The 26,227-nt window shown below is 57.2% G+C and carries 29 protein-coding genes and 1 tRNA gene; 17 read left to right on the top strand and 13 right to left on the bottom strand.

The window, feature by feature from the left end:
* Positions 1-308: 308 nt before the first annotated feature.
* Complete coding sequence (locus tag RUA4292_RS19075; protein ID WP_058279028.1) at positions 309-941, top strand: hypothetical protein; 633 nt, start codon at positions 309-311, stop codon at positions 939-941.
* Between the two features lie 41 nt (positions 942-982).
* Here the strand turns inward: RUA4292_RS19075 and RUA4292_RS19070 are convergent, their stop codons facing one another.
* The gene (locus RUA4292_RS19070; protein ID WP_058279027.1) at positions 983-1,645 is read right to left on the bottom strand and encodes a hypothetical protein; all 663 of its coding nucleotides are present in this window, start codon (positions 1,643-1,645) and stop codon (positions 983-985) included.
* Between the two features lie 672 nt (positions 1,646-2,317).
* Between RUA4292_RS19070 and RUA4292_RS19065 the strand changes: the two genes are divergently transcribed.
* Together RUA4292_RS19065 and RUA4292_RS19060 are read left to right on the top strand one after the other, a co-directional pair.
* Entirely contained in the window at positions 2,318-3,781 is a 1,464-nt protein-coding gene (locus RUA4292_RS19065; protein ID WP_058279026.1) for a tannase/feruloyl esterase family alpha/beta hydrolase, read from the top strand.
* A 70-nt stretch (positions 3,782-3,851) separates the two neighbouring features.
* Positions 3,852-5,123, top strand: coding sequence for an MFS transporter (locus tag RUA4292_RS19060; protein ID WP_082637195.1), 1,272 nt, complete (start codon positions 3,852-3,854; stop codon positions 5,121-5,123).
* Between the two features lie 451 nt (positions 5,124-5,574).
* Here the strand turns inward: RUA4292_RS19060 and RUA4292_RS19055 are convergent.
* Positions 5,575-5,650, bottom strand: a tRNA-Ala gene (locus RUA4292_RS19055).
* Positions 5,651-5,792: 142 nt separating this feature from the next.
* The gene (locus RUA4292_RS19050; RefSeq protein ID WP_058279024.1) at positions 5,793-6,119 is read right to left on the bottom strand and encodes a TIGR02300 family protein; all 327 of its coding nucleotides are present in this window, start codon (positions 6,117-6,119) and stop codon (positions 5,793-5,795) included.
* 100 nt (positions 6,120-6,219) lie between these two features.
* On the opposite strand from RUA4292_RS19050, the gene RUA4292_RS19045 reads away from it, so the two are divergent.
* The 3 genes from RUA4292_RS19045 (at position 6,220) to RUA4292_RS19035 (ending at position 8,832) form a co-directional block, all read left to right on the top strand.
* Entirely contained in the window at positions 6,220-6,915 is a 696-nt protein-coding gene (locus tag RUA4292_RS19045) for a M48 family metallopeptidase (RefSeq protein WP_058279023.1), read from the top strand.
* 30 nt (positions 6,916-6,945) lie between these two features.
* Positions 6,946-7,593: a GntR family transcriptional regulator gene (locus RUA4292_RS19040; protein ID WP_058279022.1), complete on the top strand. Its 648-nt coding sequence runs from the start codon at positions 6,946-6,948 to the stop codon at positions 7,591-7,593.
* 111 nt (positions 7,594-7,704) lie between these two features.
* Entirely contained in the window at positions 7,705-8,832 is a 1,128-nt protein-coding gene (locus RUA4292_RS19035; protein ID WP_058279021.1) for a lytic murein transglycosylase, read from the top strand.
* Positions 8,833-8,836: 4 nt separating this feature from the next.
* Here RUA4292_RS19035 and RUA4292_RS19030 read toward each other — a convergent pair whose 3' ends face one another.
* The 3 genes from RUA4292_RS19030 to RUA4292_RS19020 form a co-directional block, all read right to left on the bottom strand.
* Positions 8,837-9,799, bottom strand: a complete 963-nt coding sequence (locus RUA4292_RS19030; RefSeq protein WP_058279020.1) for an acetyl-CoA carboxylase carboxyltransferase subunit alpha — start codon at positions 9,797-9,799, stop codon at positions 8,837-8,839.
* A 101-nt stretch (positions 9,800-9,900) separates the two neighbouring features.
* Positions 9,901-10,584, bottom strand: a complete 684-nt coding sequence (locus RUA4292_RS19025; RefSeq protein ID WP_233493498.1) for a hypothetical protein — start codon at positions 10,582-10,584, stop codon at positions 9,901-9,903.
* Between the two features lie 235 nt (positions 10,585-10,819).
* Positions 10,820-11,416 carry a LysE family translocator gene (locus tag RUA4292_RS19020; RefSeq protein ID WP_058279018.1) on the bottom strand — a complete coding sequence of 199 codons (597 nt, stop codon included), beginning with the start codon at positions 11,414-11,416 and terminating at the stop codon, positions 10,820-10,822.
* A gap of 73 nt (positions 11,417-11,489) precedes the next feature.
* Between RUA4292_RS19020 and RUA4292_RS19015 the strand changes: the two genes are divergently transcribed.
* Both RUA4292_RS19015 and RUA4292_RS19010 read left to right on the top strand, forming a co-directional pair.
* Positions 11,490-11,942, top strand: a complete 453-nt coding sequence (locus RUA4292_RS19015; protein WP_058279017.1) for an Lrp/AsnC family transcriptional regulator — start codon at positions 11,490-11,492, stop codon at positions 11,940-11,942.
* 115 nt (positions 11,943-12,057) lie between these two features.
* Positions 12,058-12,633, top strand: a complete 576-nt coding sequence (locus RUA4292_RS19010; protein WP_058279016.1) for a PA14 domain-containing protein — start codon at positions 12,058-12,060, stop codon at positions 12,631-12,633.
* A 41-nt stretch (positions 12,634-12,674) separates the two neighbouring features.
* Here the strand turns inward: RUA4292_RS19010 and RUA4292_RS19005 are convergent, their stop codons facing one another.
* The gene (locus RUA4292_RS19005) at positions 12,675-13,634 is read right to left on the bottom strand and encodes an L-malyl-CoA/beta-methylmalyl-CoA lyase (RefSeq protein ID WP_058279015.1); all 960 of its coding nucleotides are present in this window, start codon (positions 13,632-13,634) and stop codon (positions 12,675-12,677) included.
* 295 nt (positions 13,635-13,929) lie between these two features.
* Between RUA4292_RS19005 and dgcN the strand changes: the two genes are divergently transcribed.
* The 3 genes from dgcN to RUA4292_RS18990 all read left to right on the top strand — a co-directional run bounded on the left by dgcN (position 13,930) and on the right by RUA4292_RS18990 (position 16,843).
* Positions 13,930-14,931, top strand: a complete 1,002-nt coding sequence (gene dgcN / locus RUA4292_RS19000; protein WP_058279014.1) for an N-acetyltransferase DgcN — start codon at positions 13,930-13,932, stop codon at positions 14,929-14,931.
* Between the two features lie 74 nt (positions 14,932-15,005).
* Positions 15,006-15,971 (top strand): N-acetyl-D-Glu racemase DgcA, encoded by a 966-nt coding sequence (dgcA, locus tag RUA4292_RS18995; RefSeq protein ID WP_058279013.1) that lies wholly within the window; start codon positions 15,006-15,008, stop codon positions 15,969-15,971.
* Positions 15,972-15,982: 11 nt separating this feature from the next.
* Positions 15,983-16,843 (top strand): D-amino-acid transaminase, encoded by an 861-nt coding sequence (locus RUA4292_RS18990; protein ID WP_058279012.1) that lies wholly within the window; start codon positions 15,983-15,985, stop codon positions 16,841-16,843.
* A 43-nt stretch (positions 16,844-16,886) separates the two neighbouring features.
* Here RUA4292_RS18990 and RUA4292_RS18985 read toward each other — a convergent pair whose 3' ends face one another.
* The 3 genes from RUA4292_RS18985 to RUA4292_RS18975 all read right to left on the bottom strand — a co-directional run bounded on the left by RUA4292_RS18985 (position 16,887) and on the right by RUA4292_RS18975 (position 18,323).
* Positions 16,887-17,201 carry a DUF1244 domain-containing protein gene (locus RUA4292_RS18985; protein WP_058279011.1) on the bottom strand — a complete coding sequence of 105 codons (315 nt, stop codon included), beginning with the start codon at positions 17,199-17,201 and terminating at the stop codon, positions 16,887-16,889.
* A 77-nt stretch (positions 17,202-17,278) separates the two neighbouring features.
* A complete protein-coding gene (locus tag RUA4292_RS18980) occupies positions 17,279-17,518 on the bottom strand; it encodes a DUF6868 family protein (RefSeq protein WP_058279010.1) in 240 nt (79 codons plus the stop codon).
* 67 nt (positions 17,519-17,585) lie between these two features.
* Positions 17,586-18,323 carry an N-formylglutamate amidohydrolase gene (locus tag RUA4292_RS18975; protein ID WP_058279009.1) on the bottom strand — a complete coding sequence of 246 codons (738 nt, stop codon included), beginning with the start codon at positions 18,321-18,323 and terminating at the stop codon, positions 17,586-17,588.
* 132 nt (positions 18,324-18,455) lie between these two features.
* Between RUA4292_RS18975 and pyk the strand changes: the two genes are divergently transcribed.
* From pyk to rplT, 5 genes are all read left to right on the top strand, one after another.
* Positions 18,456-19,901: a pyruvate kinase gene (gene pyk, locus RUA4292_RS18970; RefSeq protein WP_058279008.1), complete on the top strand. Its 1,446-nt coding sequence runs from the start codon at positions 18,456-18,458 to the stop codon at positions 19,899-19,901.
* Between the two features lie 244 nt (positions 19,902-20,145).
* The gene (locus RUA4292_RS18965) at positions 20,146-20,583 is read left to right on the top strand and encodes a universal stress protein (protein ID WP_058279007.1); all 438 of its coding nucleotides are present in this window, start codon (positions 20,146-20,148) and stop codon (positions 20,581-20,583) included.
* A gap of 14 nt (positions 20,584-20,597) precedes the next feature.
* Complete coding sequence (locus RUA4292_RS18960) at positions 20,598-22,148, top strand: alanine/glycine:cation symporter family protein (protein WP_058279006.1); 1,551 nt, start codon at positions 20,598-20,600, stop codon at positions 22,146-22,148.
* Positions 22,149-22,330: 182 nt separating this feature from the next.
* Positions 22,331-22,531 carry a 50S ribosomal protein L35 gene (rpmI, locus tag RUA4292_RS18955; protein ID WP_010443552.1) on the top strand — a complete coding sequence of 67 codons (201 nt, stop codon included), beginning with the start codon at positions 22,331-22,333 and terminating at the stop codon, positions 22,529-22,531.
* Between the two features lie 14 nt (positions 22,532-22,545).
* On the top strand, positions 22,546-22,911 hold the full coding sequence (rplT, locus tag RUA4292_RS18950; protein WP_058279005.1) for a 50S ribosomal protein L20: 366 nt from the start codon (positions 22,546-22,548) through the stop codon (positions 22,909-22,911).
* Positions 22,912-23,044: 133 nt separating this feature from the next.
* On the opposite strand, the gene RUA4292_RS18945 is transcribed toward rplT, so the two are convergent.
* The 3 genes from RUA4292_RS18945 to RUA4292_RS18935 form a co-directional block, all read right to left on the bottom strand.
* Complete coding sequence (locus RUA4292_RS18945; protein WP_058279004.1) at positions 23,045-23,863, bottom strand: DUF2189 domain-containing protein; 819 nt, start codon at positions 23,861-23,863, stop codon at positions 23,045-23,047.
* Between the two features lie 175 nt (positions 23,864-24,038).
* On the bottom strand, positions 24,039-24,500 hold the full coding sequence (locus RUA4292_RS18940; RefSeq protein ID WP_058279003.1) for a hypothetical protein: 462 nt from the start codon (positions 24,498-24,500) through the stop codon (positions 24,039-24,041).
* A gap of 162 nt (positions 24,501-24,662) precedes the next feature.
* Entirely contained in the window at positions 24,663-26,060 is a 1,398-nt protein-coding gene (locus RUA4292_RS18935) for an aminotransferase family protein (RefSeq protein ID WP_058279002.1), read from the bottom strand.
* Positions 26,061-26,063: 3 nt separating this feature from the next.
* Here RUA4292_RS18935 and RUA4292_RS25500 point away from each other — a divergent pair, with 3 nt between their 5' ends.
* Positions 26,064-26,186, top strand: coding sequence for a hypothetical protein (locus RUA4292_RS25500; protein ID WP_267885466.1), 123 nt, complete (start codon positions 26,064-26,066; stop codon positions 26,184-26,186).
* Positions 26,187-26,227: the final 41 nt, after the last annotated feature.

Here is a 26,227-nt window from a genome sequence, read left to right as displayed (position 1 = left end):
TTAGAAAAGAAGGGAGAACAGCTGTCACCGCTGTCACCCGAGGAATTTAGTGATTTAAAATAGACCGTTAAGGGTGACAGCCGAAACAATTCAAGCTGTCACCAGCCGTCACGTGCTGTCACCAGCGGCCCAATTTTGAAGAACGTAAACACATGATCTGACTGTTAGCCTGACTGTTTAGACATACTGACAGTCAGACCACATTGCAGCGATAAACACGCGGGCAACGCTGTCCCGTAGGACGACCGCAAACAGGCAACGTCCGGCCTACCCTGAAAGAACAAAACAAATGAAAAAGAGGCCTGACAATGACCAAAAGCCTTGCACCCCCTACCGCCCCTGCAACCGCAATTGACGCGGCATTCCCTAACGGCCCCGTGGCAAACACTTTTCCAGGGCAAAACCCCATTGCCGATACGGCATACTTGTTCGATACGCGCCGCTTGGCGCTGCTTGCGACCTTCCCCGACCCTGCGGCTCGCTCTGGTCTGGGCGCTGCCGTAGCCTTCCGTCATAAGGATAAGGACTTCGTCACTCGCGGCGGAATGCGCCCCGGCTGGCGGCTCGACTATGTGATCCTACCGCGAGAATTCAGCGATCATGCTTTGCAGCAGCGCCTTGAGGCGGCAAAACCGCCCCTGCTGGTCGAAGAAGAACAATTCGCCGTTGACCTACTCCGGGCATACGCTGAGCGTTGTTTCGATCTGGTGCCCGACCTCTGGCGCAAGTGGGATGAAATTCATGAGGGCCGGGGGTACAAAAAGGTCCTCCTTTATCCTCCCGCGCAGTGGAAGCCTGAACCCAGCCGGAAAAAACACGCGATCCACTACGCCATTGCGCCCAACAGCCTTTGTGCCCAATGGCTGGAACGGCACGGAACAGCGAACATTCCTTCCAAACTTGAGCGCGAAATCAAACTTCTTGATTGGTTCAAGAAGTAAGCGGGCAAGCTGGCGGCGCGCATAGCGCCGCTGGCACCCCATTACGTCCGCGCGGCTGCAACCAATGTCAGCCAGCGTTTGCACGCCTCTGCGTCCGTAGGCCGGGCCAGATAGTCCCGAAGGGTCCGCAGCACCGCTAACTGTTTTTTTTCCTCTGCGACGCCCGCCATGATCGGTTCCAGAACGGCCGCATTCTCACGATACACCCGCGACAACTCTGCCTGTTCATTCTCACTGGCAGGTTGCGTCCGGGGGCGTCCGCGACGTCCGCAGCCTTTCCCGCGCTGGACTCGGGGCGCTTTGGGGTTGTCGGGCAGGGTTCGTTTAGACGCGCTTCCCCGTTCCAACGTATCGACACGCCACGTCCGGGGCCTCATATTCGGCTTTGCGTTACGTCCGCAGCCATTCACTGGACGTGGCCCAGCGTCCGCGACCCGCCGAGGCAAGTCCTGCGTAAGAGCCTTTTGCCAAGCAACGCAATTCTTCCGGTCGATTTGCCTCCGCCGGTACCGCCACCGAAGCCAATCCGCGACGGCAGGGGGCAAGGTCTCTACATCCAACCCGCCCAGCGCGTCACGAAACGCACATTCATGCTCGCCCAAGTCGATTGTGCTGCCCGATAACCAGGGGTTTTTCTTCCACTGATCCCCAAGCCGGTTGGCCGCACGGCGGGCTTCGGCCCGGTTCCATTCTTCAGCGGACACGCTGCCCGTTTCAAACCGGCGTTTCTGGCGCTGGCGGAAAGCGCGGGCAGCATGAGGCCCGCAATGGCTAAGGCACCGGCCTTGTTTGCTTTCCTTGATTGGGGGATTTGGACACGCCTCACCTGCTCTTAGCCGCGCGCCACAAGCCCGCACGTTTGGTTCACCCAAGCGGTAGGATGCGCCCCGTTCGTGGAATAGGTTTTCGTGTTCTGGCGACGTGAAGTTCACTGTTTATGACGATTGGTACTTTGGAGCTCATGGGATGTGTTATTTTATAACGAAACGGACGCCATGACACTACAAAACTTGTAATAATTGGCGTCGCAATTGATCCAAACGAACTCTTGAAGATGGAGGACACATCGGTGCCTGCCTTGTTCCGGACAGCGGTCATTTGCGTCGGGTGCAGCGAATGACCGCTTCGAGCCCATTCTACCCATTGGTGAAACTTGCAGCATTCGCCGCAATGGGCGGGAAACAGACGTTGAGTATCCGATCTGGGTGAGCAGCCTTCCCATTTACGCTTTCCAGTGTTTTAGTCAGCTTCGAGCAATTCTGGAGCAGTCTATGACAACAAAAAGCGCCGCCCTTTCTTTGTTTTTTATGTCGTCGGCAATCGCAATACCTACTACCTCAATGGCGAACCAGTGCGAGAACTCCAGTTTTTCACCTATGCCTGACGTTACTCTTATCGTCGTCGCCCATGAAGTAACGCCGAAGCCGCATTGCCAAGTCGTTGGGGTCATCGGGACCGAGACAGAGTTCGAGTTGCTTTTGCCCGATGACTGGAACGGAAAATTCATCATGGGTGGCAGCGGTGGGTTCGCCGGTAACTTCGACAACGCGGCAAACGACTACTTTAACGTCGTTGCGGACGGGTGGGCGACAGTCTCGACCGATACAGGACACAAGGGCAGCAACATTGTCGCATCCTGGGCCCTGAACAACCTTGAACGTCAGGTCTCTTTTGGGTTTCAGGCCGTTCACCGGACTGCCGTCACCTCAAAGGCGATTATTGCTGACTACTATGGGTCTGAGAGCCAGCGCAATCTCTTCTTTGGGTGTTCCCGTGGCGGCGGTCAGGCTTTGATGGCAGCACAGCGGTCACCTGCCGTGTTCGACGGCATTTACGCGGGGGCCCCGGCTTATTCCTGGACGAAGGAAATGGCTGGCCGATGGACACACGACGCTCAGGTTATGTATCCAGATCCGAACCAGATCACGACGCCGGTGATCGATGCCGAGGCACTTGCCGTCCTTGGGCGTGCGATCATGGATCAGTGTGACGCCCTGGACGGGCTCGAAGACGGAATTCTGAATGATCCGAGGCAGTGCGACTTTGATATTGGGTCGCTGACCTGCGGCGAAAGTGAAACCAATCAATGCCTCAGCCCGGAACAGGTCGCAGCAGCAAAAGCCATTCACGGTGAAGCTGAATTTGGTGGTGTCTCCTGGCCTGGAACGCCGATGGGCGTGGAATTGCCCGGAAATCCGCTTGGTTGGTTAGTCTGGATTTCCGGAGGCTATGTCGAAGGTGGCGAGATCGATTTTCACCCGGGCTCTGAACAAAGCGCGTTTGAAGAACCCCCGATCCCGAATGCCACTTGGGGTTTTGCAACCCAGATGATGAAGTACTTCTTCTACAACGATCCTGAATGGACCTATGAGGGCTATGACTTCTCTGACTACGCCCACCACGCCGAACGTCTTAGCCCGACGCTTGACGCAGACGATCCGGACCTTTCCGAGTTCAGGGCCGGTGGCGGGAAGCTCATAATCGACAACGGATGGATGGACGGGTCATTAACCGCCTACGGAACCATTGACTACTACGACAGTGTGCTGAAATTCGATCCATCTGCCCGCGATGACGTGCGGCTGTTTGTCCGCCCCGGCGTCACCCATTGCCGTGGTGGACCGGGGCCGGATGGCACGAATTACATCGCGGCACTGGAAGACTGGTTGGATTCAGGCGTGGCGCCGGACCAGCTTGACGCCCCTTACGTGGATCCGTTGACGCGAGAGCCAAACGGAAAAGGTGGACGTATAATCTGTGCGCATCCTGCGGTGGTGACTTACGATGGTTCCGGTGATCCCAACGAACCCAAGAGCTTCAGTTGTCAGGTCCCGGGATGAAAAAGAACCCCGACTGGCTTAACATGCGCTGTCATAGTATCGGTGCTTCTCTGACCTGCGTTCCGGAAAAATGCCGTTGACGGATAAGTTTACGGACAGGTTGCTGACCCTGCGATCGCTCTTTATGGCGATGGCGTCGGTGCAGCTTGTTACCGCCGCGTCGGGGACTCTCGTGGCGCTATACTTCGCCGAAACCGGCGCGTCACAGGAAGTTGCAGCACTCGCTCCTGCAGCTTACTCTCTCGGGTTCCTTATCGGGTGTTTTTACATCGCGGGATGGATCACCAAGGTCGGCCACATCCGCTCCTTCGCTGCAGGCGCGGCAATCTGCATCGGCTCGACCCTGACCTTCGCGCTCAGCGAGCCCGTTCCGGTTCTACTGTTCGTCAGGTTCGCGACCGGTGTTGCTACGGCCGGATTGTTCGCACTGGGCGACGCGTGGATCAGCGTCTCCGCCGAGAAGGCCAGTCGCGGGCGGCTTCTGGCGGTTTATGCGACGGTGCTCGGCGTAATGTCCGTCGGAAGCCAGCTCATGATCCAAGTTTTGCCCGAAGACCTGAACGAAGCCTTCATCGTGGTTTCGCTGCTCTATTGCGTTGCAATTGTCGTGCTGACCGCCGCGCGATCTGACCCTCCTGCCGTCCAGTCCAACGCCAATGTGCGGATCCGCGGGTTGTTCAAGGACTCACCCACTGCCTGGGTCGGAGCCTTCACGGTCGGAATGGTCGCAACGACATTGCTGAACGTTACGCCCTACAGAGCCGCCACCTTCGGGATCAGTACCAAGGAGATCGCCCTCCTCATCGGAGCACTGTATCTCGGACGGATTCTCTTCATGTACCCGCTCGGGTGGGCATCCGACCGCCACGACCGGCGGGTGATCATTCTGATCAACGGAGTGATCGCCTCAGCCCTGCTGTTGAATTTCTCGATTGCGGGCAGCGGCGACGGATCGGCCTATCACGCCGTCTCCGGAACAATCTGGAAATCGGTATTCCTCGGCCTCATGGTGATCCTGGGTGGAGCCTTGCTGACTATGTATTCCTTGCTCGTCGCGCATGCGATGGATCGCACGCCGCCCGTCTATGTCGCCGCAGCCTCCGTGACGATGCTGTTTGTTGCGACCGCCGGAGGTATTGCAGGCCCGCTAGTTGCAAGCCTTGTTTCGGTGGTCTTCGAAGATTCTGCGTTGCACTGGACGCTTTTCCTCATGATGGTCGGCTTCACGGTGTTCGTAAGTGTACGGTTCGCAAATCACGACGCCTCTTCGCCAGCCGAAAAGACCAGTCACGTCGTGGCGGGAACGACCAGTACCGAGGTCGCGCCGGACAACAAGAGGTAGGGAAGATAACCGTGCTGGTTTGCGAACTACCGCTTGCTTCACGAAGCGGACCTGAGACAACTGAATTTGAACGGCGGAAACGTCCGCTTTGCGGACACTGATCGGAATAGACCGGGTGTACGATCGGACTTCAAAGCGGTCGTTAGTGCTCAGTGCACCAAATAGCCAAGCAGCTGATGTACTCTTGGCGAGACGCATCGGTAGCCGCACGGATGACATCGTCTCGTTTGACCTAGCAGTCAAAAAGTGCAGGAACCCCGCGCTTTGTATGCGTGGGGTATAAACAAAACCGCGCAGCGCTCGGGTGAGGCCGGGGGGTGGGGTGCGACATTCCGACTCGGGTGGCGTTGGGTTGGTGCCGACAAAAGCCCGGTGAAGCGACGTAATTTCGGGGGCAATTCGGGGGCTGTGGAGGCGTCGCCCGAATTTATTCAATAAAATCAATGGATTTTGGTGGAGCCTAGGGGAGTCGAACCCCTGACCTCTTGCATGCCATGCAAGCGCTCTCCCAACTGAGCTAAGGCCCCTTCCAGGTACCGCTGTAGCGGTGGACGGACGTTTATGAGACGACGGCAATGAGCGCAAGTCCAAAAATGGATTATGCGGAAAAGATTCTGCCTCGCATCCGGGTGTAGTCAGAGGCGGCGCAAGGGCCGCCCCGGACCGGTTTTAGCTTTCTTCTTCCGCTGGCATATCGGTGATTTCATCCAGCGAAACGTCGTCACTGCTGTCGTCATCATCATCCAGCAGATCATCGTCCAGTTCGACGTCGACACTGTCGTCATCGTCCAGAACCAGACCTTCTTCTGACGCATTTTCGCGTGCTTTTGCCGACGCGGCATCTTCCGCATCTGCGGCGATCATCCGGCTCTTGCCAGTTTCAAGCTCCACGATCTCGCCGGTGTAGGGGCTGACGATCGGGTTCTTGTTCAGGTCGTAAAACCGCTTACCGGTGGTCGGGCAAACGCGTTTTACACCCCATTCTTCCTTGGGCATTTCAGATCCCCTTGATATCAGGTGAGTCGTAGTAATGATTCAGGTCACGTGCCACATGCAGCGGGCACTGTCAAAGCCTTTGAGCAGGAGAAACAGGCACATGGGGGACCACGCATTGCCCGGAAAACCGCCGGTGCCGCTAACGCTGCGCAAATCGGCCGGGGTGCGGCGTATCAGCTTGCGAATTTCTCAATTGGATGGGCGGGTTACGCTGACCTACCCGAAAGGTGTCGCAGAAGCCGAGGCGCTGAATTTCGCCAAGGTCAAGGAAAACTGGATCCGTGAGCATCTTGAAGACAGACCCAACCCATTGGCCGTGGGATTCGGGCAATCAATCCCCATTGAAGGCAAAGATAGGCGAATCGTACCGGCAGAGGGCCGACGCGTTCTGTTGCGGGACACAGAGATTGCAATCCCCAAAGGGGCCGAAGCCCGGCGATTGGCAAGGTTCCTAAAGGAACTGGCGCGGGATCGCTTGACCGAGGCCTGTGACGATTATGCGGCAATGCTGGGTCGACCTTATTCCAGCCTGACCTTGCGCGATACGCGGTCTCGTTGGGGGTCGTGCAATTCGGCTGGTGGTCTGATGTTTTCGTGGCGTCTGATCCTCGCGCCATCGGACATCCTGCATTATGTCGCCGCGCATGAGGTCGCACATCTGGCCGAAATGAACCATTCCACCGCGTTCTGGGCGCAGGTCGAGCGCCTGTTTGGTGACTGCAAAGCCCAAAGGCGCTGGCTGCGCGACAACGGGGCGCAGCTTCACCAGTATAGATTTGATAGCGCGACGAGTTGACCGCGCGGCAATTTGTGATCACATGGGGATATGTTAAGCGCTCGCCCAACCGACACCCAACCCGCAGCTCATGATCTGGTCTATCGAGCCCTGCGCTCACGTATTATGCACGGCGACATAGCGCCCGGGCAGGCGTTGACCCTGCGCGGCATCGGCAAGGAATTTGATGTCTCAATGACGCCTGCGCGCGAAGCGGTGCGGCGACTGGTGGCCGAAGGGGCGCTGTTCCTGTCTTCTTCGGGTCGGGTGTCCACGCCCGAGCTGACCAATGACCGTATCGAAGAGCTGGCAGCCCTGCGTGCACTGCTAGAAGTCGAACTGGCCAGTCGCGCATTGCCCCGTGCACATATGGCCCTGATCGACCGATTGCAGAGCATCAACATGACCGTCGCGGAAATGGTCACCAAACGGGATGCCGTCGGTTACATCCGGTCGAACCTGGAATTCCATCGCACGCTGTATCTGCGTGCTCAGGCTCCGGCGATGCTGGCCATTGTGGAAACGGTATGGCTTCAGCTAGGGCCAACAATGCGGGCGCTCTATGGGCGGTTGCGGCGGACAGAACCGCCGCATTATCACAAGCTGATCATCGCTGCGTTGAAGGCGGGGGATGAGCCCGGATTGAGGCTGGCTGTACGGTCGGATGTGACGCAGGGGCTGCGGATGCTTGTCAGTTAAGCGGCTTGTCGCCGAAGTGATCGGGTTGCCGTTTCCAAGCATCGCAGAACTAGCTTGCGCACCTGGTCTGCGATACTCTGACCCAAATCACAACAAGAGCAGATTTCAGACATGATCAATCGACGCCTATTTTCAGTTGGACTTGGGTCAACGTTTTTGGCCGCCTGTTCCGGTGGCACGCCAACCAGCGCCCCGGCAACGCGGATGCGGGCCGTCCCCAACGCAGGCTATGACGCCTGGGTTGCCGGCTTTAAGTCCCGCGCGGCCTCGCAAGGTATTTCTCAAACCACCATCAACCGGGCCTTTCAGGGGGCGGGGTACCTGCCGGGCGTGATCGAACGAGATCGCAATCAGGTCGAATTCAAACGCTCGCTTGAGGATTATCTAGCGATTGCAGCTTCTGATGAAAGGATCGCAACCGGCAAGCAGATGCTGGTGCGCCATGCAGGAACCCTGTCAGAGATCGAGGCAAAGTACGGCGTCGATAAAGAGGTTATCGTTGCCGTCTGGGGCCTGGAAAGCCGTTATGGATCTCGCCGGGGGGACGTGCCGGTGGTGTCGGCAGTGTCGACCCTGGCTTATGACGGCCGTCGCGGCGCGTTTTTTGAAAAACAGCTGATCGCTGCCCTGAAGATCATTCAAGAGGGCGATACAACGCCCGCGAACATGACCGGCAGCTGGGCCGGGGCGATGGGGCATACGCAGTTCATCCCGACGTCTTACTTGGCTTATGCGGTGGATTTCACCGGTGATGGCCGTCGGGACATCTGGTCCGAGGATCCCACGGACTCTTTGGCCTCGACCGCCGCCTATCTGGCGCGGGCTGGCTGGGTGCGCGGACAGCCATGGGGTGGCGAAGCTGGCACTGTTTCGGGAACACCTGTCGCGGTGTTACAGCCGCAAACGCCGGGGCCGCGCATTGCGGTGTTCCGCAATTTCCAGGTGATCAAGCGCTATAATAACTCGGACAGCTACGCGATCGGCGTTGGACATTTGTCTGACCGGATCGCTGGTGGTGCGCCATTTCAGGCCTCGTTCGGGCCCGATGCGACCGGGTTGACGCTTGAGGATCGCAAAGAGCTGCAGCGCCGCCTGACATCCGCAGGGTACGACACGCAGGGCGCGGATGGGGTTATCGGCAACAACACGAAATCTGCCATCAGCGCGTATCAACGCGCCAGTGGCTTGGCCGTAACCGGGGAACCTTCGGCGGCTTTGTTGCGCCAGCTCGGTGGCTGACGCTTTAGGCCGCCAACCCCTTCGAGCCGATATCCAGGAATTTTTGACGGCGGTCCTTGATAAGGGCTGCCGCATCCTTGCCATCCAGCTCTTTCAGCATAGCAGCAATAGCGCCGCGTACAAAGTCGACCGTTGCGGCGCGGTCGCGATGCGCGCCGCCCTTGGGTTCGGTGATGATGTGATCGCAGACGCCCAGCTTTTTCAGGTCTTGTGCGGTCAGGCGCAGGGCTTCGGCGGCCTCACGCATTTTCTCCGAGTCTTTCCACAAGATCGACGCGCAGCCTTCGGGCGAGATCACCGAATAGACCGAATGTTCCAGCATCGCTACACGGTTTGCTGTGGCAAACGCCACCGCACCGCCTGAACCACCTTCGCCAATGATCACGGACACCAGCGGAACGCCGATCTTCAAGCACATTTCGGTCGACCGCGCGATGGCCTCGGACTGGCCGCGCTCTTCGGCACCTTTACCCGGATATGCACCGGCCGTGTCGATCAGGGTGATGACGGGCAAACCAAAACGTCCGGCCATTTCCATCAGGCGCACAGCCTTGCGATACCCCTCGGGGCGGGCCATGCCAAAATTCCGTTCAATCCGCGATTTGGTATCCGAGCCTTTTTCGTGTCCGATCACCATGACAGGCTGATCATCGAAACGCGCCAGACCGCCGATCACAGCCAGATCGTCAGCAAAGTTGCGATCACCAGCCAGTGGCGTGAATTCAGTAAACAGCTCGGCTACGTAATCCTGGCAATGGGGGCGTTCGGGGTGACGCGCGACCTGACATTTCCGCCATGGGGTCAGATCGCCATAAAGCTCATCCAGCAACTTGGCGGCCTTGGCATCCAGCGCGGCGGCTTCTTCGGCCACGTCCATCTCTTCGTTGGCGCGGGCCAGCGCGCGCAATTCCTCGGCCTTGCCTTCGATCTCGGCCAGGGGTTTTTCGAAATCCAGATACTGGGTCATGACGCCTCTCAACGCGGAAGTTCATTGCTATATGAACTTGCTGTCAGAGGAATGCAACACAAGGTAAAGCGGGGCGTGGTTCGGGGCCACGCCGGTTTAGGTCATTGGACGGGTACATAGCTGGACGGCAGGCCGTCATCGTCTGCGTTCACCATGTAGTACTGGTTTTCGCCGCCGTCCCAGACCAGAAATGCGTCCGCGCCTTCCGGTTTAGTCTGTTCACCCCATGGCGCTTGGATAGTCAGGGCTTCACCTCTTGCATAACCCAGATCAGACATGCGCAGCATTTCCACTGGGGTCGTTTTGAGCGCTCCGACTATGCCTGGAGTTTGGTCTTCGAACATCGCCTTGACCGCAGGGGCCATATCCAGCCGCTCGATCAAGCGTGTGTTTTTGGCTTCGACATCGTCCAACGAAACAAGCTCGTAGGCGGCATCATAAGTGCTCTTGCCGATGATGTAGAAGTCCGGGCCATCCTTGCGGAACTGCAGCGCAATGATCGAGCCGACGTTCTCGGTCAGGTAAGCCTGATCGTAACTGGTGCCATCAACCGAACCGAGGTTTTCGCGGATCGCGTCGGGGATGGCGTCGAAGTCATCGCTGGTCAGCTGCCAACCCAGAATTGGGCGATCCTTGATATAGGCTTCGGGCGCCGGGTTATGCTGGCTGACACGTTCAGAAATCATGGTTTGTGTCTGGACGTCATCGGCCTGCGCAATAGCCGGCATTGTCGCAAGGATGGCGGCAAACAGGACTTGGCGGAGCGGGCGAGATGGATTGTTCATATCGGTCCTCATTTACCATGTTGAAAGTCTTTTGGTCTCGTGAGTTACACGCCCAATGTAACATTCCTACGTGTGTAATCCGATGTGAATTTTGTAAGATCTGTTGCTGCGTGATATGCATCCGCAGGTAGGCAAATAGAAAGGATGCCGATGACGACCCGCTATGAAGACCGCGTTCTGAGTGTTTTGGCCCACAGTCATGGGAATCAGTCCGAAGACTTGCCGCTGAAATTGCTCAGTTCGGGTATAGAACCGGGTAGAGCGAGCCGACGAGCAAAGCCGCCATTGTCCAGTTGAACACCACCAACCGGCGCGGGTTCGTCAGGATGCGCGCCATTTGCTGGCCCAGAACGGTCCATGTGCTGACTGAGGGCAGGTTGACTGCTCCGAAAACAAGGGCCACCACAATGATCGCCAAAAGGGTCTGATCAGGTGTGTAGGCGGTTGTGGCTGTCAGGGCCATGGCCCAGGCCTTGGGGTTGACCCACTGAAAGGCTGCTGCCTGCAGGAATGTCATCGGCGTGCCTGTCGTGTTTTGCCCCTTCGCCGGGGCGGCATGTGCTATTTTCCAAGCAAGGAACAGAAGATATGCAACAGAGGCGAATTTCAGCGCCGTGTAGCTGATCGGATATCTGTCGAATAGCTGCACCAGGCCGGTGCCGACCAATAGCACCATGAAGGTAAACCCAAGCCCGATCCCCAGCATGTGCGGGATGCTCTTGCGAAATCCGAAATTAGCCCCAGACGCCATCAGCATCAAGTTGTTGGGTCCAGGTGTAATGGACGAGACAAAAGCAAAGGCGATCAGGGCCAGAAGTATATCGTAGGTCATAAGTTGGATAATTGCTGCAAACCGAACAAATGAAATTGCGTTTTAATGCGCGATCTCGTTAATATCACAATCAATGGCGAAAATTGACCACATAAATCAGCAAATATTGCGAGAACTTTCGCAAGACGGCCGCATCAGTAATCTGGATCTGGCAGACCGGGTGGGGCTGTCTCCTTCCGCCTGCCTGCGCCGCGTGCAGGAGTTGGAGCGTTCGGGTGTAATCTCGGGCTACCGCGCAGTTCTGAATCCATCCGAGATTGGCGTCGGATTCGTTGCCTATATCGGCGTTGGGCTGGGTGAACATACCAAGGCTGCACAGGAAGGGTTCGAACGCGCCCTACAACGTGTGCCGGAAGTGGTCGAATGCCACAATATCACGGGGACCATCGAATACCTGTTGCGCGTGGAATGCGGGGACTTACCTTCGTACAAGACATTCCACACCGAAGTTTTGGGAACACTGCCGCATGTGACGTCGATCACGTCTTATGTGGTGATGGATTCACCCAAAGATATGCGCGCCTGACGTTGGAATTGTGATCTTCAACCGGCTTGCCGGGTGAATTTTCACAGCCTAGTGTCTTCTCAAGGACCTGATCGAAGGGGAACAACCCCAACGGGCCACACACAGGGAGAATATAATGAAATTTGTTCGCATTGGAGCGCTGATAGCAGCTGCAGCGTTTATTTCCAGTTCAGCAGTGGCCGCGCCGCTCAAATTACAGCCCGCCAGTCCGCAACCCAGTCCAAAAGCGGGGTTGAATGTAAAATATGTGGGAACTGGTACTCAGCGCAAAATCCGCAATCTCACTCATGCCAAGCAGTTATTGCCTAAGGCCCAGCCGGGGCAGCCGCTGATCGGTTTGGATTATAGGGATACAAACGAGGGCGAGGATGTTTTGACATTCGACCACCACTACAATGTCGCTGCAGAAATCACCGGTTACATGCGCTTTGACTCACCGGGCGTTTACGAGTTGGAGACATGGTCAAACGATGGGATCGATGCCTGGGTTGGCGGGCAGCAGATCGGCAAAGTCAATAGTATTCAGGGGTGTGAGGCCAATCAACGAACCGAAGTAGAGGTGCCGAAGGCGGGTTGGTATCCGCTGAAGATAATCTATTTTCAGAAGCTCGGTACATCTTGCCTGATGATGAAATCAGGAAAGAAAGGTGAGCGTTTTACATGGACGCCTAACGACGTCTTTGGCCGTTAGGCCCAAATAAGGCGCCCCTAAGGGCGCCTTATTCAATTAGATCAGTTCGCGGCAATCAATTCGGCCTGCGCCACGATCACCTCGGCCTGTTTGATCGAGGCGATGTCGACCAGACGGCCTTTGTAAACGGTTGCGCCTTCGCCATTGGCTTTGGCCTGCTCCATCGCAGCCAGGATTTCGCGTGCCTCGGACACGGCTTCATCCGACGGGGTGAAGACCTGGTTGGCCAACGCGATCTGCTTGGGGTGAATGGCCCATTTTCCGACCATACCCAGGGTAGCCGAACGTTTTGCCTGGGCGATGTAGCCTTCGTCGTCTGAGAAGTCGCCAAAGGGTCCGTCCACGGGCAGAACGCCATGTGTGCGGCACGCAGCAACAATGGCCGCCTGCGCCCAATGCCACGGGTCGGACCAGTGTTTTTCGCCTTCGCGCAGCATGTAATAGTTTTCTTGCGTGCCGCCGATACCGGTGGTCTGCATCCCCATCGAGGCTGCAAAATCAGCTGCACCCAGGCTCATCGCTTGCATGCGCGGAGACGAGGCCGCGATCTCTTCGACATGGGCAACGCCGGCTGCGGATTCGATGATGACCTCAAAGCTGACGGGCTTTGTACGGCCCTTGGCACGCTCGATGGCGGTGACCAGCGCGTCTACGGCATAGACATCTGCCGCGCAGCCGACCTTGGGGATCATGATCTGATCCAGCCGGTCGCCAGCTTGTTCCAGCAGGTCCACCACATCGCGGTACCAATAGGGTGTGTCCAGTCCGTTGATGCGCACGGACATGTATTTGTTGCCCCAATCGACGGTGTTCAGCGCTTCGATCACATTTGCGCGCGCGGCGTCCTTGTCCGACGGCGCGACCGAGTCCTCAAGGTCGAGGTTGATTACGTCTGCGGCAGACGCGGCCATTTTCGGGAACAGCTTGGTGTTTGATCCCGGTCCGAACAACTGGCAACGGTTGGGGCGCGCGGGGGCGGCGGGTTGGATGCGAAAGCTCATCTGGACCTCGTGCGAGAAAGGAAATTACGATTTTCTTGCCTCATGGGGTATTAAATTGCGCAAGCCATAGCAAGCATCTTTGTGCAGGTGCGGCAATGCAATCGCAGCAATTGCTGCAATACAGGGTCAAAACAGTGATTAAAGTTTAATCGCTTTGAAAACTTGCAAGATCAGTGCGCCATTTAGGGAGGGGGCGCAAAAATTTCCCACGTGACGGGGCGTTGTCAGACGAAAACGCGAAACACTCGTGGAAATCGTCCCCTAGATTGCGCCAGAATCAAAGGAGTAAACCGCAATGATCGAGACACCGTACCTGCTGTTTTTGGGCGATGCGCCCGACCAATTGGCGGCCAAAGTTGCAATCGGCATCAAGGACTGGCGTCCTGAGAATGCCGTTGGCCAGTACCGTATGGAAGGTTGCAAGGCTGATCTGGGCCTGACCGACATGTCCCTGACCGAGGCGAAAGAAGCCGGCGCCAAGACGCTGGTTATCGGCGTTGCCAACCGTGGTGGCGTGATCAGCCAAGAATGGAAAAAGGTTCTGGTCATGGCGTTGGAGGAAGGCTTTGACCTGGCCTCGGGTCTGCACAACCTGCTATGCGACGAACCCGATTTGGTAGCTGTTGCTGAAGCCACCGGCCGCAAGCTGCACGATGTTCGCGTACCTTCGGTGGAATACCCGATTGCAAACGGCATCAAGCGCAAGGGCAAGCGCTGTCTGGCTGTTGGCACCGATTGTTCTGTCGGCAAGATGTACACGGCGATGGCGATGGATGCCGAGATGCGCGAGCGCGGCATGAAGTCGACCTTCCGCGCAACCGGTCAGACAGGCATTCTGATCACCGGGGACGGTGTGCCGCTGGATGCGGTCATTGCCGATTTCATGGCCGGTTCGGTCGAATGGCTGACGCCTGACAACGATGACGATCACTGGGATCTGATCGAAGGGCAGGGGTCGCTGTTCCACGTGTCTTATTCCGGTGTGACCATGGCGCTGATTCACGGTGGCCAACCCGATGCGCTGATCCTGAGCCATGAGCCGACCCGCGACCATATGCGTGGGTTGCCGACCTATCAGTTGCCGACATTGGAAGCGCTGCGCGACACGGCGCTGGGTCTGGCCAAGGTCGCTAATCCGGATTGTCAGGTCGTCGGTATTTCGGTCAACACCCAGCATATGTCCGAAGAGGACGCCACCGCATATCTGGCCAAGGTTGAGGCCGATATGGGCCTGCCCGCGACTGACCCGTTCCGCTTTGGTTCGGGCAAGCTGGTGGATGCGCTGGCCGCACTGTGATCTAAGCGGCGCGTCGGAGGCGGGCTTGTCCGCCTTCGGCGAAAGTATTTTGAAAAAGATGAAGGAGCTGGCGCGTGCAGGTAGAAGTCTCTCGTGACGTGTTTCGGCTGGCGCAGGTCTTTACGATCTCGCGCGGGTCTCGGACCGAGGCCAAGGTGCTGACGGTTCGGATTTCTGACGGTACCCATCAGGGGTGGGGCGAATGCGTGCCCTATGCCAGGTATGATGAAACGCTGGATTCGGTCGAGGCCGAGATCGCAGCTTTGCCTGCCGAGTTTACCCGCGACAGCCTGATGGACCTTTTACCTGCCGGGGCGGCACGGAATGCGGTTGATTGCGCCCTTTGGGACCTTGAGGCCAAGCGCGCAAGAAAGCGGGCCTGGGATCTGGCCGGGCTGCCGGTTCCGGGGCCAGAAATCACAGCGTATACGCTGTCGCTGGACACCCCGGAAAAGATGCAGGCGCAGGCCGCAGCCAATGCGCATCGGCCCTTGCTGAAGATCAAATTGGGCACACCGGATGACATGCCCCGGCTGGAGGCTGTGCGCGCAGGTGCACCAGATGCCACGATCATCGTGGATGCCAACGAAGGCTGGTCAGCTGCGGTTTACGCCGACCTTGCCCCGCATCTGGTGCGTTTGGGTGTAGCCCTGGTCGAGCAGCCTTTGCCCGCCGGGGAAGATGATGCCCTGATTGGAATGGAGCGCCCCGTGCCGGTGTGTGCTGATGAGTCCTGTCATGATCGCACAAGCCTTCCGGGCCTCAAGGGCAAGTACGATGTGGTCAACATCAAACTGGATAAAACGGGCGGCCTGACCGAGGCGCTGGCCCTACGCCAGCAGGCGCTGGCTGAAGGCTATCGCGTGATGGTCGGCTGCATGGTTGGCAGCTCTCTGGCTATGGCACCTGCGACACTGTTGGCACAGGGTGTGATGGTGACAGACCTTGACGGCCCGCTTCTGCTGGCCGAAGACCGCGACAACCCGCTGATTTTTGATGATGCCGGAGTGCACCCGCCCAAGGCGGACCTCTGGGGCTGAGGAGACAAGACATGACCCGCACCGTTTTTGTAAATGGCGAATACCTGCCCGAGACCGAGGCCAAGGTGTCCATCTTTGACCGTGGTTTTCTGTTTGCAGACGCCGTCTATGAGGTCACCAGCGTTCTGGATGGCAAGCTGATCGATTTCGAAGGTCATGCCGTGCGTCTGAAGCGGTCACTGGATGAGTTGGAGATGGCTGAGCCCTGCACCAAGGATGAGCTGCTGGAAATTCATCGCAAGCTGGTGGAACTGAACGGCATCGAAGAAGGGCTTATCTACCTGCAGGTCAGCCGTGGATCGGATGGCGACCGCGATTTTGTGTTTCCGTCGGCGGATACCAAGCCCAGCCTCGTGCTGTTCACTCAGAACAAGCCCGGCCTGGCCCACAGTCCCGCAGCCAAGAAGGGTGCCAAGATCATCTCGATCGAGGATATCCGCTGGGGCCGCCGCGACATCAAGACCGTTCAGCTGCTGTACCCGTCCATGGGTAAGATGATGGCCAAGAAGGCTGGCTGTGACGATGCGTGGTTGATTGAGGACGGTTATGTGACCGAAGGCACCAGCAACAACGCCTACTACGTCAAAGATGGTAAAATCGTCACGCGTCCGCTGTCGAATGACATTCTGCACGGCATCACCCGCAAGGCCGTCCTGCGCATGGCCGCCGAAGCGCAGATGGAAGTGGAAGAACGCCTGTTCACTATCGACGAAGCCAAAGAAGCCGACGAAGCTTTCACCACCTCGGCCAGCGCTTTTGTGATGCCGGTGGTTGAAATCGACGGAGTGACATTGGGTGATGGAACACCCGGCCCAATCGCCAAGCGTTTGCGGGAAATCTATTTGGACGAAAGCCGCAAGGTCGCAATCTAAAGAAAAGGCCCGCCAGGTTGGCGGGCCTCTTTCGTTTTGGGCGTCAGCCCTTGTTCGTTACATTCTCTTTGAACGCGACTTTGAAGGCGGCCTGTTTTTCCGCGCTGGCGTCGGTCTGGTATTTGGCTTTCCACTCATCCATGGTCATGCCGTAGAAAATTTGACGGGCTTCGTCCTTGCCCATCTGAATACCTTTTTCGTTGGCTGCTTCCTGATACCACCGCGACAGGCAGTTGCGGCAGAACCCGGCCAGATTCATCATGTCGATGTTTTGCACATCAGTGCGGTCCTCCATCAGATGCTGTTGCAAGCGACGGAATGCGGCGGCCTGAAGTTCGGTTTCGGTTTGCTTGTCCATGGTCTGGCTCCGGATGACAGAAATACGTGCTGTATGTGACCTAGCGGCCCGGGGGCGATGATTCAACAATCAGCGTATCAGGCCAGTTTCAAAGCCAGCCATGGGGTGATGCAGAAGATCAGCGTCAGGATCTTATAATTTGCCAGGTACCGGAAGTAAGCCCGTTTCACTGCGGGGCGCTCCATCTGGAACATTTTGCCGTGAATGCCAGCGATCCAGTCCTGCAACAGCAAGATCATCAATGTGGTGAACAGCAGAACCGCGATGTTGAGCACGGCCATCCAGCCAAAGACGGACGTCAGAAATTCCTGAGTCATAGTGGCCTCCTTTACCCCTATAATATGGGGTCTGGGGTTGGCTCTCACAATTAAGTGAGGGCTTTTGTCACAAGCCGCTTTGGTCCAGCGCGTCCTGCAGGATAGGGGCTAGCCGCTCGGCCCATTCTCGCTGTCCTGCGTGTTCGGCAATCAGATCATTGCGCAGTTCGATCAGTGCGTTGGGGCGACCAAAACTGGTACAGTGTTTGTCAATGGCATCACCGGGCAGCACGCCGGTATAGGGTTCATTAACGCCGACGCAAAGGTCACCTTCGGCCTCAAGGCGGTTGATCAACGGGCCCGAGAACCGTTCGTCCGGAGTATGCAAAACCCCGACATGCCAGGGGCGGGGATCACGACCCCTTAGTTGCCGCGTGAACGAGTGCATCGACACGATCACTGCATGCGGCAACGCGGCCATCTGCGCCAGCGCGTCATGATACGGGCGATAGCACATGTTCAAACGCCGCTCTCGTTCTGCCGCATCGGCGTGCCGGTTGCCTGGAATGATCGACCCGTCATAGAGCTTCATCAACAAGGTCGGATCATCTTCGCCGCGGTTCGGATCAATCACGAGGCGGGAAAAATTGGCTGCGATCACGGACGCATTCAAAAGCTCACCCAGATGCTTTGACACCTCGTAGGCACCTACATCATAAGCGATGTGGCGTTCCATATCTTCACGAGGCAGGCCAAGGTCGCCACCGTGGATGTCGGGCGGAACCAAGTTGGATGCGTGGTCGCATGTGATCAGCCAACGCGAGGGCCGATCCGCGCCATGGATAAAAAACGGGGAATACGTCATAAGCCTGTCATCTAGTTTGTCGCAGGTTTAGGGCAGTTGCTTTGAAAAGGGAATTGCGCAATAAGCAGGCGGAGCAATGTTTGCGGTAACATTTGCGCAGAATCAAGAGAAGACGGTAGGAGAGCCAGACCAATGCGACGCCTGAGAAATGTGAAAATCGTGGCGACGCTGGGACCGGCGTCAAATGACTATGACATGATCCGCGCGCTGTACGAGGCAGGCGCAGACGTCTTCCGCCTGAATATGAGCCACGGCAGCCATGATGAGATCCGCGAACGCCACCGGATCATCCGACAGATCGAAAAAGACCTGGACAGGCCAATCGCAATTTTGGCCGACCTTCAAGGACCCAAGTTGCGTGTCGGGGTCTTCACCAACGACGCAGAAGAACTTGAAGAAGGCGCGGCCTTCCGTCTGGATCTGGACCCTGCGCCCGGAGATATCAACCGCGTTTGCCTGCCGCATCCCGAGATTTTTGCCGCGTTGGAGCAGGGTGCGCGGCTTCTGGTCAACGACGGCAAAATCCGTCTGACCGTGCAGGACTGTGGCCAGGATTTTGCCAATTGCACCGTTGAGGTCGGCGGTACAATCTCGAACCGCAAAGGTGTGAATGTTCCTGACGTGGTGCTGCCACTGGCAGCTCTGTCGGCCAAGGATCGCGACGACTTGGAATTCGTCTGCCAACTGGGTGTGGATTGGCTGGCATTGAGCTTTGTGCAGCGTGCCAAGGATGTGTTTGAAGCGCGCGCGCTGGCCGATGGTCGCGCCTCGATCCTGTCCAAGATCGAAAAGCCTGCAGCGGTCGAGGCATTCGACGACATTCTGGATGCCTCTGACGGGATCATGGTCGCGCGCGGCGATCTGGGTGTCGAGCTTCCGGTGTCGGCGGTGCCCCCGATCCAGAAGCGATTGGTGCGCAAATGCCGTGGGGCGGCTAAGCCTGTGATCGTGGCCACTCAGATGCTGGAAAGCATGATCGAAAGCCCGATGCCAACCCGGGCCGAAGTTTCGGACGTGGCGACAGCAATCTACGAAGGCACGGATGCGATCATGCTCAGCGCGGAATCCGCTGCGGGTACGTACCCAATCGAGGCCGTGCAAACCATGAACAAGGTTGCGATCGAGGTCGAAGCGGACCCGACCTACACGCAGATTATCGCAGCGTCCCGGACGGCAAAGGGGACCACTATTGCCGATGGTATCGTTGCCGCCGCGCGTGAGATTGCAGAAAAAACAGATATCAAGGCGATTTGCTGTTTTACCCAAAGCGGCACCACCGCGCTTCTGACTGCCCGCGAACGTCCAGGCGTTCCGATCATCGCGATGACGCCTGCCACGGGAACCGCGCGGCGTCTGTGTCTGAGCTGGGGCTGTCATTGCGTGATGACGCCCGAGCTTGAGCGGTTCAAAGGCGCTGTCGTCAACGCGGCCCGTGCGGCCCGTGCCGGTGGGTTCGCATCCGAAGCCGATCAGATCGTGGTGACTGCCGGAGTGCCTTTCAACGTCCCGGGAACGACCAATATTTTGCGTATCGCGCCTTGCGATGAACGGCTGATCTACAACACTGATCCCGGGTGACAGTTGCGATGCAGGGCATTGAAAAGCTGGTATCAAACCGATACGCCTAAATTTTAGGCGGAAAAAGTATATAAATTTCAATAACATGTCGAAATAACGGATGTGTCTGGAAGATAACTCTCTGTTTTTGAGGGTTTTTCCGGGATACTCGGGCGCATGGGCGGTCCACTTAATAAGTTCCAGGTTCCGGCTGCCCTGCCGGGGGCACGGGTCCCGGCATAACCAAAATTATTGGAGGAACGTTATGACAACGAAAATTGTCATTGGACTGGACGGGACAGAAACCGGAGAACACGCCATCGCCTTTGCCAAAGATCTGGCTGGCCGAATTGGTACGTGTGAATTGCTGGTTGTTTATGTCATCGAATGGTCCCCATTTACTTTTCAGACCCCTGAAGAGAACGCATTGCGGCACAAGCGGCGTGAAGAAGAAATCGAACTTGCGACGAACCGAATTGTTACCCCGGCTGTCGAAGCCCTGACCGCAGATGGTTACACAGTTCAGGGCATCGTGCGTCATGGCGACGTGGCTGAAACTCTGAACGCAATCACCGTCGAGAATGGCGGTTCGCAGATCATCGTCGGGCGCGCCTCGGCCGATGGGTTCAAGAAACGCTTGTTTGGCAGCTCGACCCAAAATCTGGTCATGCACGCCGATGTGCCAGTCACTGTTGTGAACTGACGGGAGGGATGAGAATGACTATGTTGAAACATCTCTGGTTGGCTGTAATCGCCGCCTTGATCGCCGCTCCTGCAATGGCGCAAGACGCGCCTGGACTAGACGACAAGATCAATCAGGCATTTGCCGATTTCACCGGGCCATTTGTCAGCTTTATCTTTGCGCCGTTCCCGGGAACCAGTTTCCCGTGGATCGTGGGTTGGTTGGTCGTCGCGGCGACTGTCTTTACGCTGTACTTTGCCTTTGTGCAGCTCAGGTTCTTTGGCCACGCGATCAGCCTTGTCAAAGGCGACTACTCCGATCCCAATGACGCGGGTGAGGTCAGCCACTTTCAGGCTCTGGCCACGGCGCTGTCGGGGACGGTTGGCCTAGGCAACATCGCCGGTGTGGCGGTTGCTGTCGGCATTGGCGGACCGGGTGCCACCTTCTGGATGATTGTCGCGGGCCTTCTGGGCATGGCGTCGAAATTCACCGAATGTACGTTGGGCGTGAAATACCGCAACGAATACGAGGATGGAACCGTTTCCGGTGGCCCGATGTATTATATGTCCAAGGGCTTTGACGAGCTTGGCTTGCCTGGAGGCAAGATTCTGGCCGTCCTGTTCTCGATCTTCTGTATTCTGGGCGCGCTGGGCGGGGGCAATATGTTCCAGGCCAATCAGGCGCATCAACAGATCGCGGGTATCACGGGCGACTATCCCGGATGGATCACAGGGGTTGTCTTTGCAATCATCGTGTTCCTTGTCATTGTGGGTGGACTGAAATCCATCGCACGGGTGACCGAAAAGGTCGTTCCATTCATGGGCATCCTGTATGTGGCTGCTGCGTTGGTGATCATCATCATGAATGCTGATCAAATCGGCTGGGCGTTCGGCCAGATTTTCGCAGGTGCCTTCACCGGCCTCGGCGTTGCTGGTGGTATGGTCGGGGCGCTGATCCAAGGCTTCCGTCGTGCTGCGTTCTCGAACGAAGCGGGCGTGGGTTCTGCAGCGATTGCACACTCGGCGGTGCGGACCAAAGAGCCGATCACCGAGGGATTCGTCTCGTTGCTTGAGCCGTTCATCGATACGGTCGTGATCTGTACGATGACTGCGCTGGTCATCATCATCACCCAGCAGCTGATCGTCGATCCGGAAACCGGCAACTACATGCTGAACGAAGCGGGTAATGCCATTGCGACTGTTGATGGCAACTCGGGCGTCAGCCTGACCTCGGCGGCCTTTGGTAGTGCCTTCAGCTGGTTCCCATATGTACTGGCGATTGCGGTGGTCTTGTTTGCCTTCTCAACCATGATCAGCTGGTCCTACTATGGCCTCAAGGCCTGGACTTATCTGTTCGGGGAAGGCCACGCCAAGGAGCTGGTGTTCAAGGTCATCTTCTGCATCTTCGTTGTTATCGGCGCGGCGGCCAATCTTGGCCCTGTCATCGACTTCTCGGATGCGGCGATCTTTGCGATGGCGGTCGTGAACGTGTTTGCGCTCTACTTCCTGATGAAGGTGGTGCGTGAAGAACTGGCCAGCTATGCGAGTCGACTAAAGACCGGCGAAATCCGCAAATTCGAACACTAAATCAAACCACCGGGGCGGCCTTTGTCGCCCCGGTGCCTGATCAGCCTGTAAAAAGCGCAGATTCTGGTCCAAACCCCCTTGCCAGTATAGTCGAACTTGCGTAAACGGCGCTTCTGATCGCGTGACCGGCCGAGATGGCATGCCGAGTCGCGTCTGAAACCGAACCCCGAAAGGAGACGGAAATGCCTAAGATGAAGACAAAGTCGAGCGCCAAAAAGCGCTTTAAGGTGACTGCGACCGGTAAGGTCCTTGCTGGCCAGGCCGGCAAACGTCACGGCATGATCAAGCGGACCAAAAAGTTCATCCGCGACGCCCGTGGCAACACCACCCTGTCCGCCCCCGACGCCAAGATCGTCAAGGGCTACATGCCCTACGACCGCTAAGAGGAGATTAAGAGATGTCCCGCGTTAAAGGTGGAACCGTAACTCACGCCCGTCACAAGAAGGTTATCAAGGCCGCCAAAGGTTACTATGGCCGCCGCAAGAGCACCTTCAAGGTTGCCCGTCAGGCCGTCGACAAGGCGAACCAGTATGCAACCCGCGACCGTAAAAACCGCAAGCGCAACTTCCGCGCGCTGTGGATCCAGCGTATCAACGCTGCTGTCCGTTCGCATGACGAAGCACTGACATATTCCCGCTTCATCAACGGCCTGACCTTGGCTGGTATCGAAGTGGATCGTAAAGTTTTGGCCGACTTGGCCGTGCACGAACCGGAAGCGTTCGGCACGATCGTCGCCCAAGCTCAGGCTGCTCTGGCTGCCTGATCCTCTCTTAGCAGAGACAGTGAATGAAAGGCCGTCCCATTTGGGGCGGCCTTTTTCATTGATAGCCGAAAGTGGACTCAGCAACACTTCGAGAATTAAAAGCGCACAATGGCCATGGTGATACTCCGACGGATCACTCCTGCACTGGCGGTACCGCCCGCTGATAAAGATGCCATGTGGTGTGGCCAAGGATCGGCAACGTAAAGATCAGGCCCAGAAACGCCGGAACCAGCGACAACAGCACGGTAACTGAGATGATCGCGGCCCAAGTGAGCATGACACCCGGGCTTTCCGCGACGACGCGCAAAGAAGTCAGCATGGCCGAAACAAAATTGGTTTCCCGGTCGAGCAGCATGGGCATGGCAACGACAGTCACCGAGAATAGTACGGCCGACAAAAATGCGCCGACGCAGGTGCCAATGGCAAGGAAGGTCCAGCCCTGAGGTGTGAAGAATACGATATTCAAGAACCCTTCAAAATCCGAAAAGGATGCGTTCTGCAGGGTGATCGCTAGCCAAAGCCGAATCTGGTAAATCCACACCCAGAAAATGAACAGGGTGACAAAGGCCATCCATCCCATTTCGCGTTTGCGTTGATTGGCCATCACGGTCAGGATTTCTGACCAGCCGAACCTCTCTCCGTTCTGCAACCGACGGGACATTTCATAAAGCCCAGCGGCAGCGAAAGGTGCGACCAGAGGAAAACCAACAATGGCGGGAATGATCATCCAAATCTTGCCGAGCCAGACCAAGCTCCAAACCATCAGGATTCCGAAAACCGCATAGAACAGGCCGAAGAATCCGCTCATAAAAGGGCGTGCCAGAAAGTCGGAAAACCCTGCCTTCAGCGATGCGGTGATATCACTTGTCGTTACCCTATTGATTTGGGGCATAGCCGCTTGTTGCGGCGTCAGGTTGTCCGGTGGTGTGGACCCTGTAGCTTTGGATGCCATGACACACTCCTCTCAAAGAATGGTGTCGCGCTGGGTGGTCTGCCAACTTGCTAAGTGGTGAAGCAGATATCCTTCCTGATTCAAGTCTGCATCAGTGGAGGCATAACGGCAAGAGATAGGATGGCGGCCAAACTTTGGCTGGCGTGTTTCGCTAATTTTTAGCGGAGCCATAAGCCTATTTGCTTGGGTCTTTCTTTACCAACTGCGCTGCAAACGCCACGCCGGTTCCCGGACCGGCATAGGTGACCATGATCACGTCATCCAGGTAGACTCCGTTGAAAATCCCCGCCGAGACGTCTTCGCCCGAAATCCCGGCCTCGGCCAGAACAAAGCGAGTGGGATCGTCCAGGCTGAAGGTGCCCATTGCTTCTTCGACGATCCACTCGGTGTCACCGATGCGCCGCCAGCGATTGGTGGCGGTGATTAGGTTGCCGTCCAGCTTGGTGACTTCCAGCTCCATCTCGGTTTTCAGCAGGCCTTTCCCGTGGTTTGGGTTCGATTTGGCGAAAGCGACCAGATAGGTGCCGTGCCAAGTGCCGACGATCTGGGGAAAGCCGCTGCCTTCATCAGCGCCGGAAGGGGTGGCGACCGCAAGGATGGCCACGGCGGCGAGGCTTCGGATGAGCTTGAGTACCATTGGACACGTCTCCTGCAAGGGGTGTGATAGCCACAAGGTACTTGAGTTGGCGCTTTTGACAAACCCGCGTGTGTAAACACAAAAAAACCGGCGCGGTGGGCGCGCCGGTTTAAGTTCATCTGCCGTTATTGCGTGAGTGGTGGCAGATGTTTTCAGTTACGTTCAGCCGAATACACGACCCAGTGCGCCGTCGACCGCATCAGTGATCTGGTCGATGTCGTCTGCGGTTGCAATCAACGCAGGCGAGAAGCACAGCGTGTTGTTGCGGCTGGGGATCGAACGGTTGGTGGCCCCGATGATGACGCCCTGCGCCATACAGTCGGCAACAACCGCCTGAACCTTTTTCTCGTCCATGGGCTCTTTGGTGGCCCGGTCGGAAACCAGTTCGGCACCCAGGAACAGACCCTTGCCGCGCACGTCGCCGATAACTTCGTGCTTATCCATCAGCGCCTGCAGGTTGCCCAACATCCGGTCGCCCATATCAATGCAATTCTGCAGCAGGTTCTCGTCTTCGATAATGCGCATGTTTTCGATTGCCGCAGCTGGACCGGCGGTGCAGCCACCAAAAGTCGAGATGTCGCGGAAATAGCTCATCGGGTCCGACATGTCGTCTTTGAACATGTCAAAGACTTCCTCGGTGGTGACCATCACGGCAATCGCCGCATAGCCCGAGGCAACGCCTTTGGCCATGGTCACGAAGTCCGGCTTGATCCCGTACTGCTGATAACCGAACCAGGTGCCGGTACGGCCCACGCCGCAGACAACTTCGTCAATATGCAGCAGGATGTCGTACTTTTTGCAGATTTCCTGCACGCGTTCCCAGTAACCTTCGGGCGCTTCGATGACGCCACCACCGGCGGTCACAGGCTCAAGGCACAGCGCACCAACGGTTTCGGGGCCTTCGCGCAGGATCACCTCTTCGATGGCGTCTGCCGCGGCTTTGCCGAATGCTTCGCCGGACAGCTCTTCCAAGCCCAGCTCGTGCTTGCGGTATTCCATGCAATGCGGAACGCGGACAAAGTCTGGTGCGAACGGACCGTACTGCGCCGTACGCTCGTCCTGGCCGCCTGCAGACATGGTTGCCAGGGTCGAGCCGTGATAGTCGCGGTCACGGTACAGGATCTTGGTTTTTTTGCCGCCGTAGCGCTTGTGCGCGATCTGGCGAACCATCTTGAACGCCTTCTCGTTCGCTTCGGAACCGGAGTTGGTGTAATAAACGCGGCTCATGCCCGGCATTTTGCTGATCAGCTTTTCAGCAAAGATCGAACCGGGGATAGACCCTGCGGTATTGGCGAAATAGCACAGCTTCATCAGCTGGTCGTGAACCGCCTTACAGATCGATTCGCGGCCATAGCCGACGTTAACGGTCCAGACGCCACCGGACACGGCATCCAGATGCTCTTTGCCGTTCTGGTCCCAGACACGCATGCCTTTGCCTTCGACAATGATCTTCGGATCGTTGCTTTCCAATGGCTTATGCTGCAGCAGGTGGTGCCAGATATGGGCGCGGTCGGCTTCGACCACGCGCGAGAGATCGTTTTCGTTGAACGTGCCGTCCATGACATGTCCTTTCAGAATGGCTGGGGCGCGGGCGGCGAAAAGGGCCGTCCCGGCTTTGTGTTTTCGATGGCTCAGATCACCGCGAAAGCTCTGTCGGAGATAGGGCCAGATTGCACCATCCCGTAATTCCAGTCCATGGCCACGCCGTATTTTTACGGGTTTGTCAG

It is taken from the genome of Ruegeria atlantica (assembly GCF_001458195.1).
GTDB lineage: Bacteria > Pseudomonadota > Alphaproteobacteria > Rhodobacterales > Rhodobacteraceae > Ruegeria > Ruegeria atlantica.
Note: the sequence above shows the minus strand (reverse complement) of the source record. Positions and strands in the feature narration are given on the sequence as shown.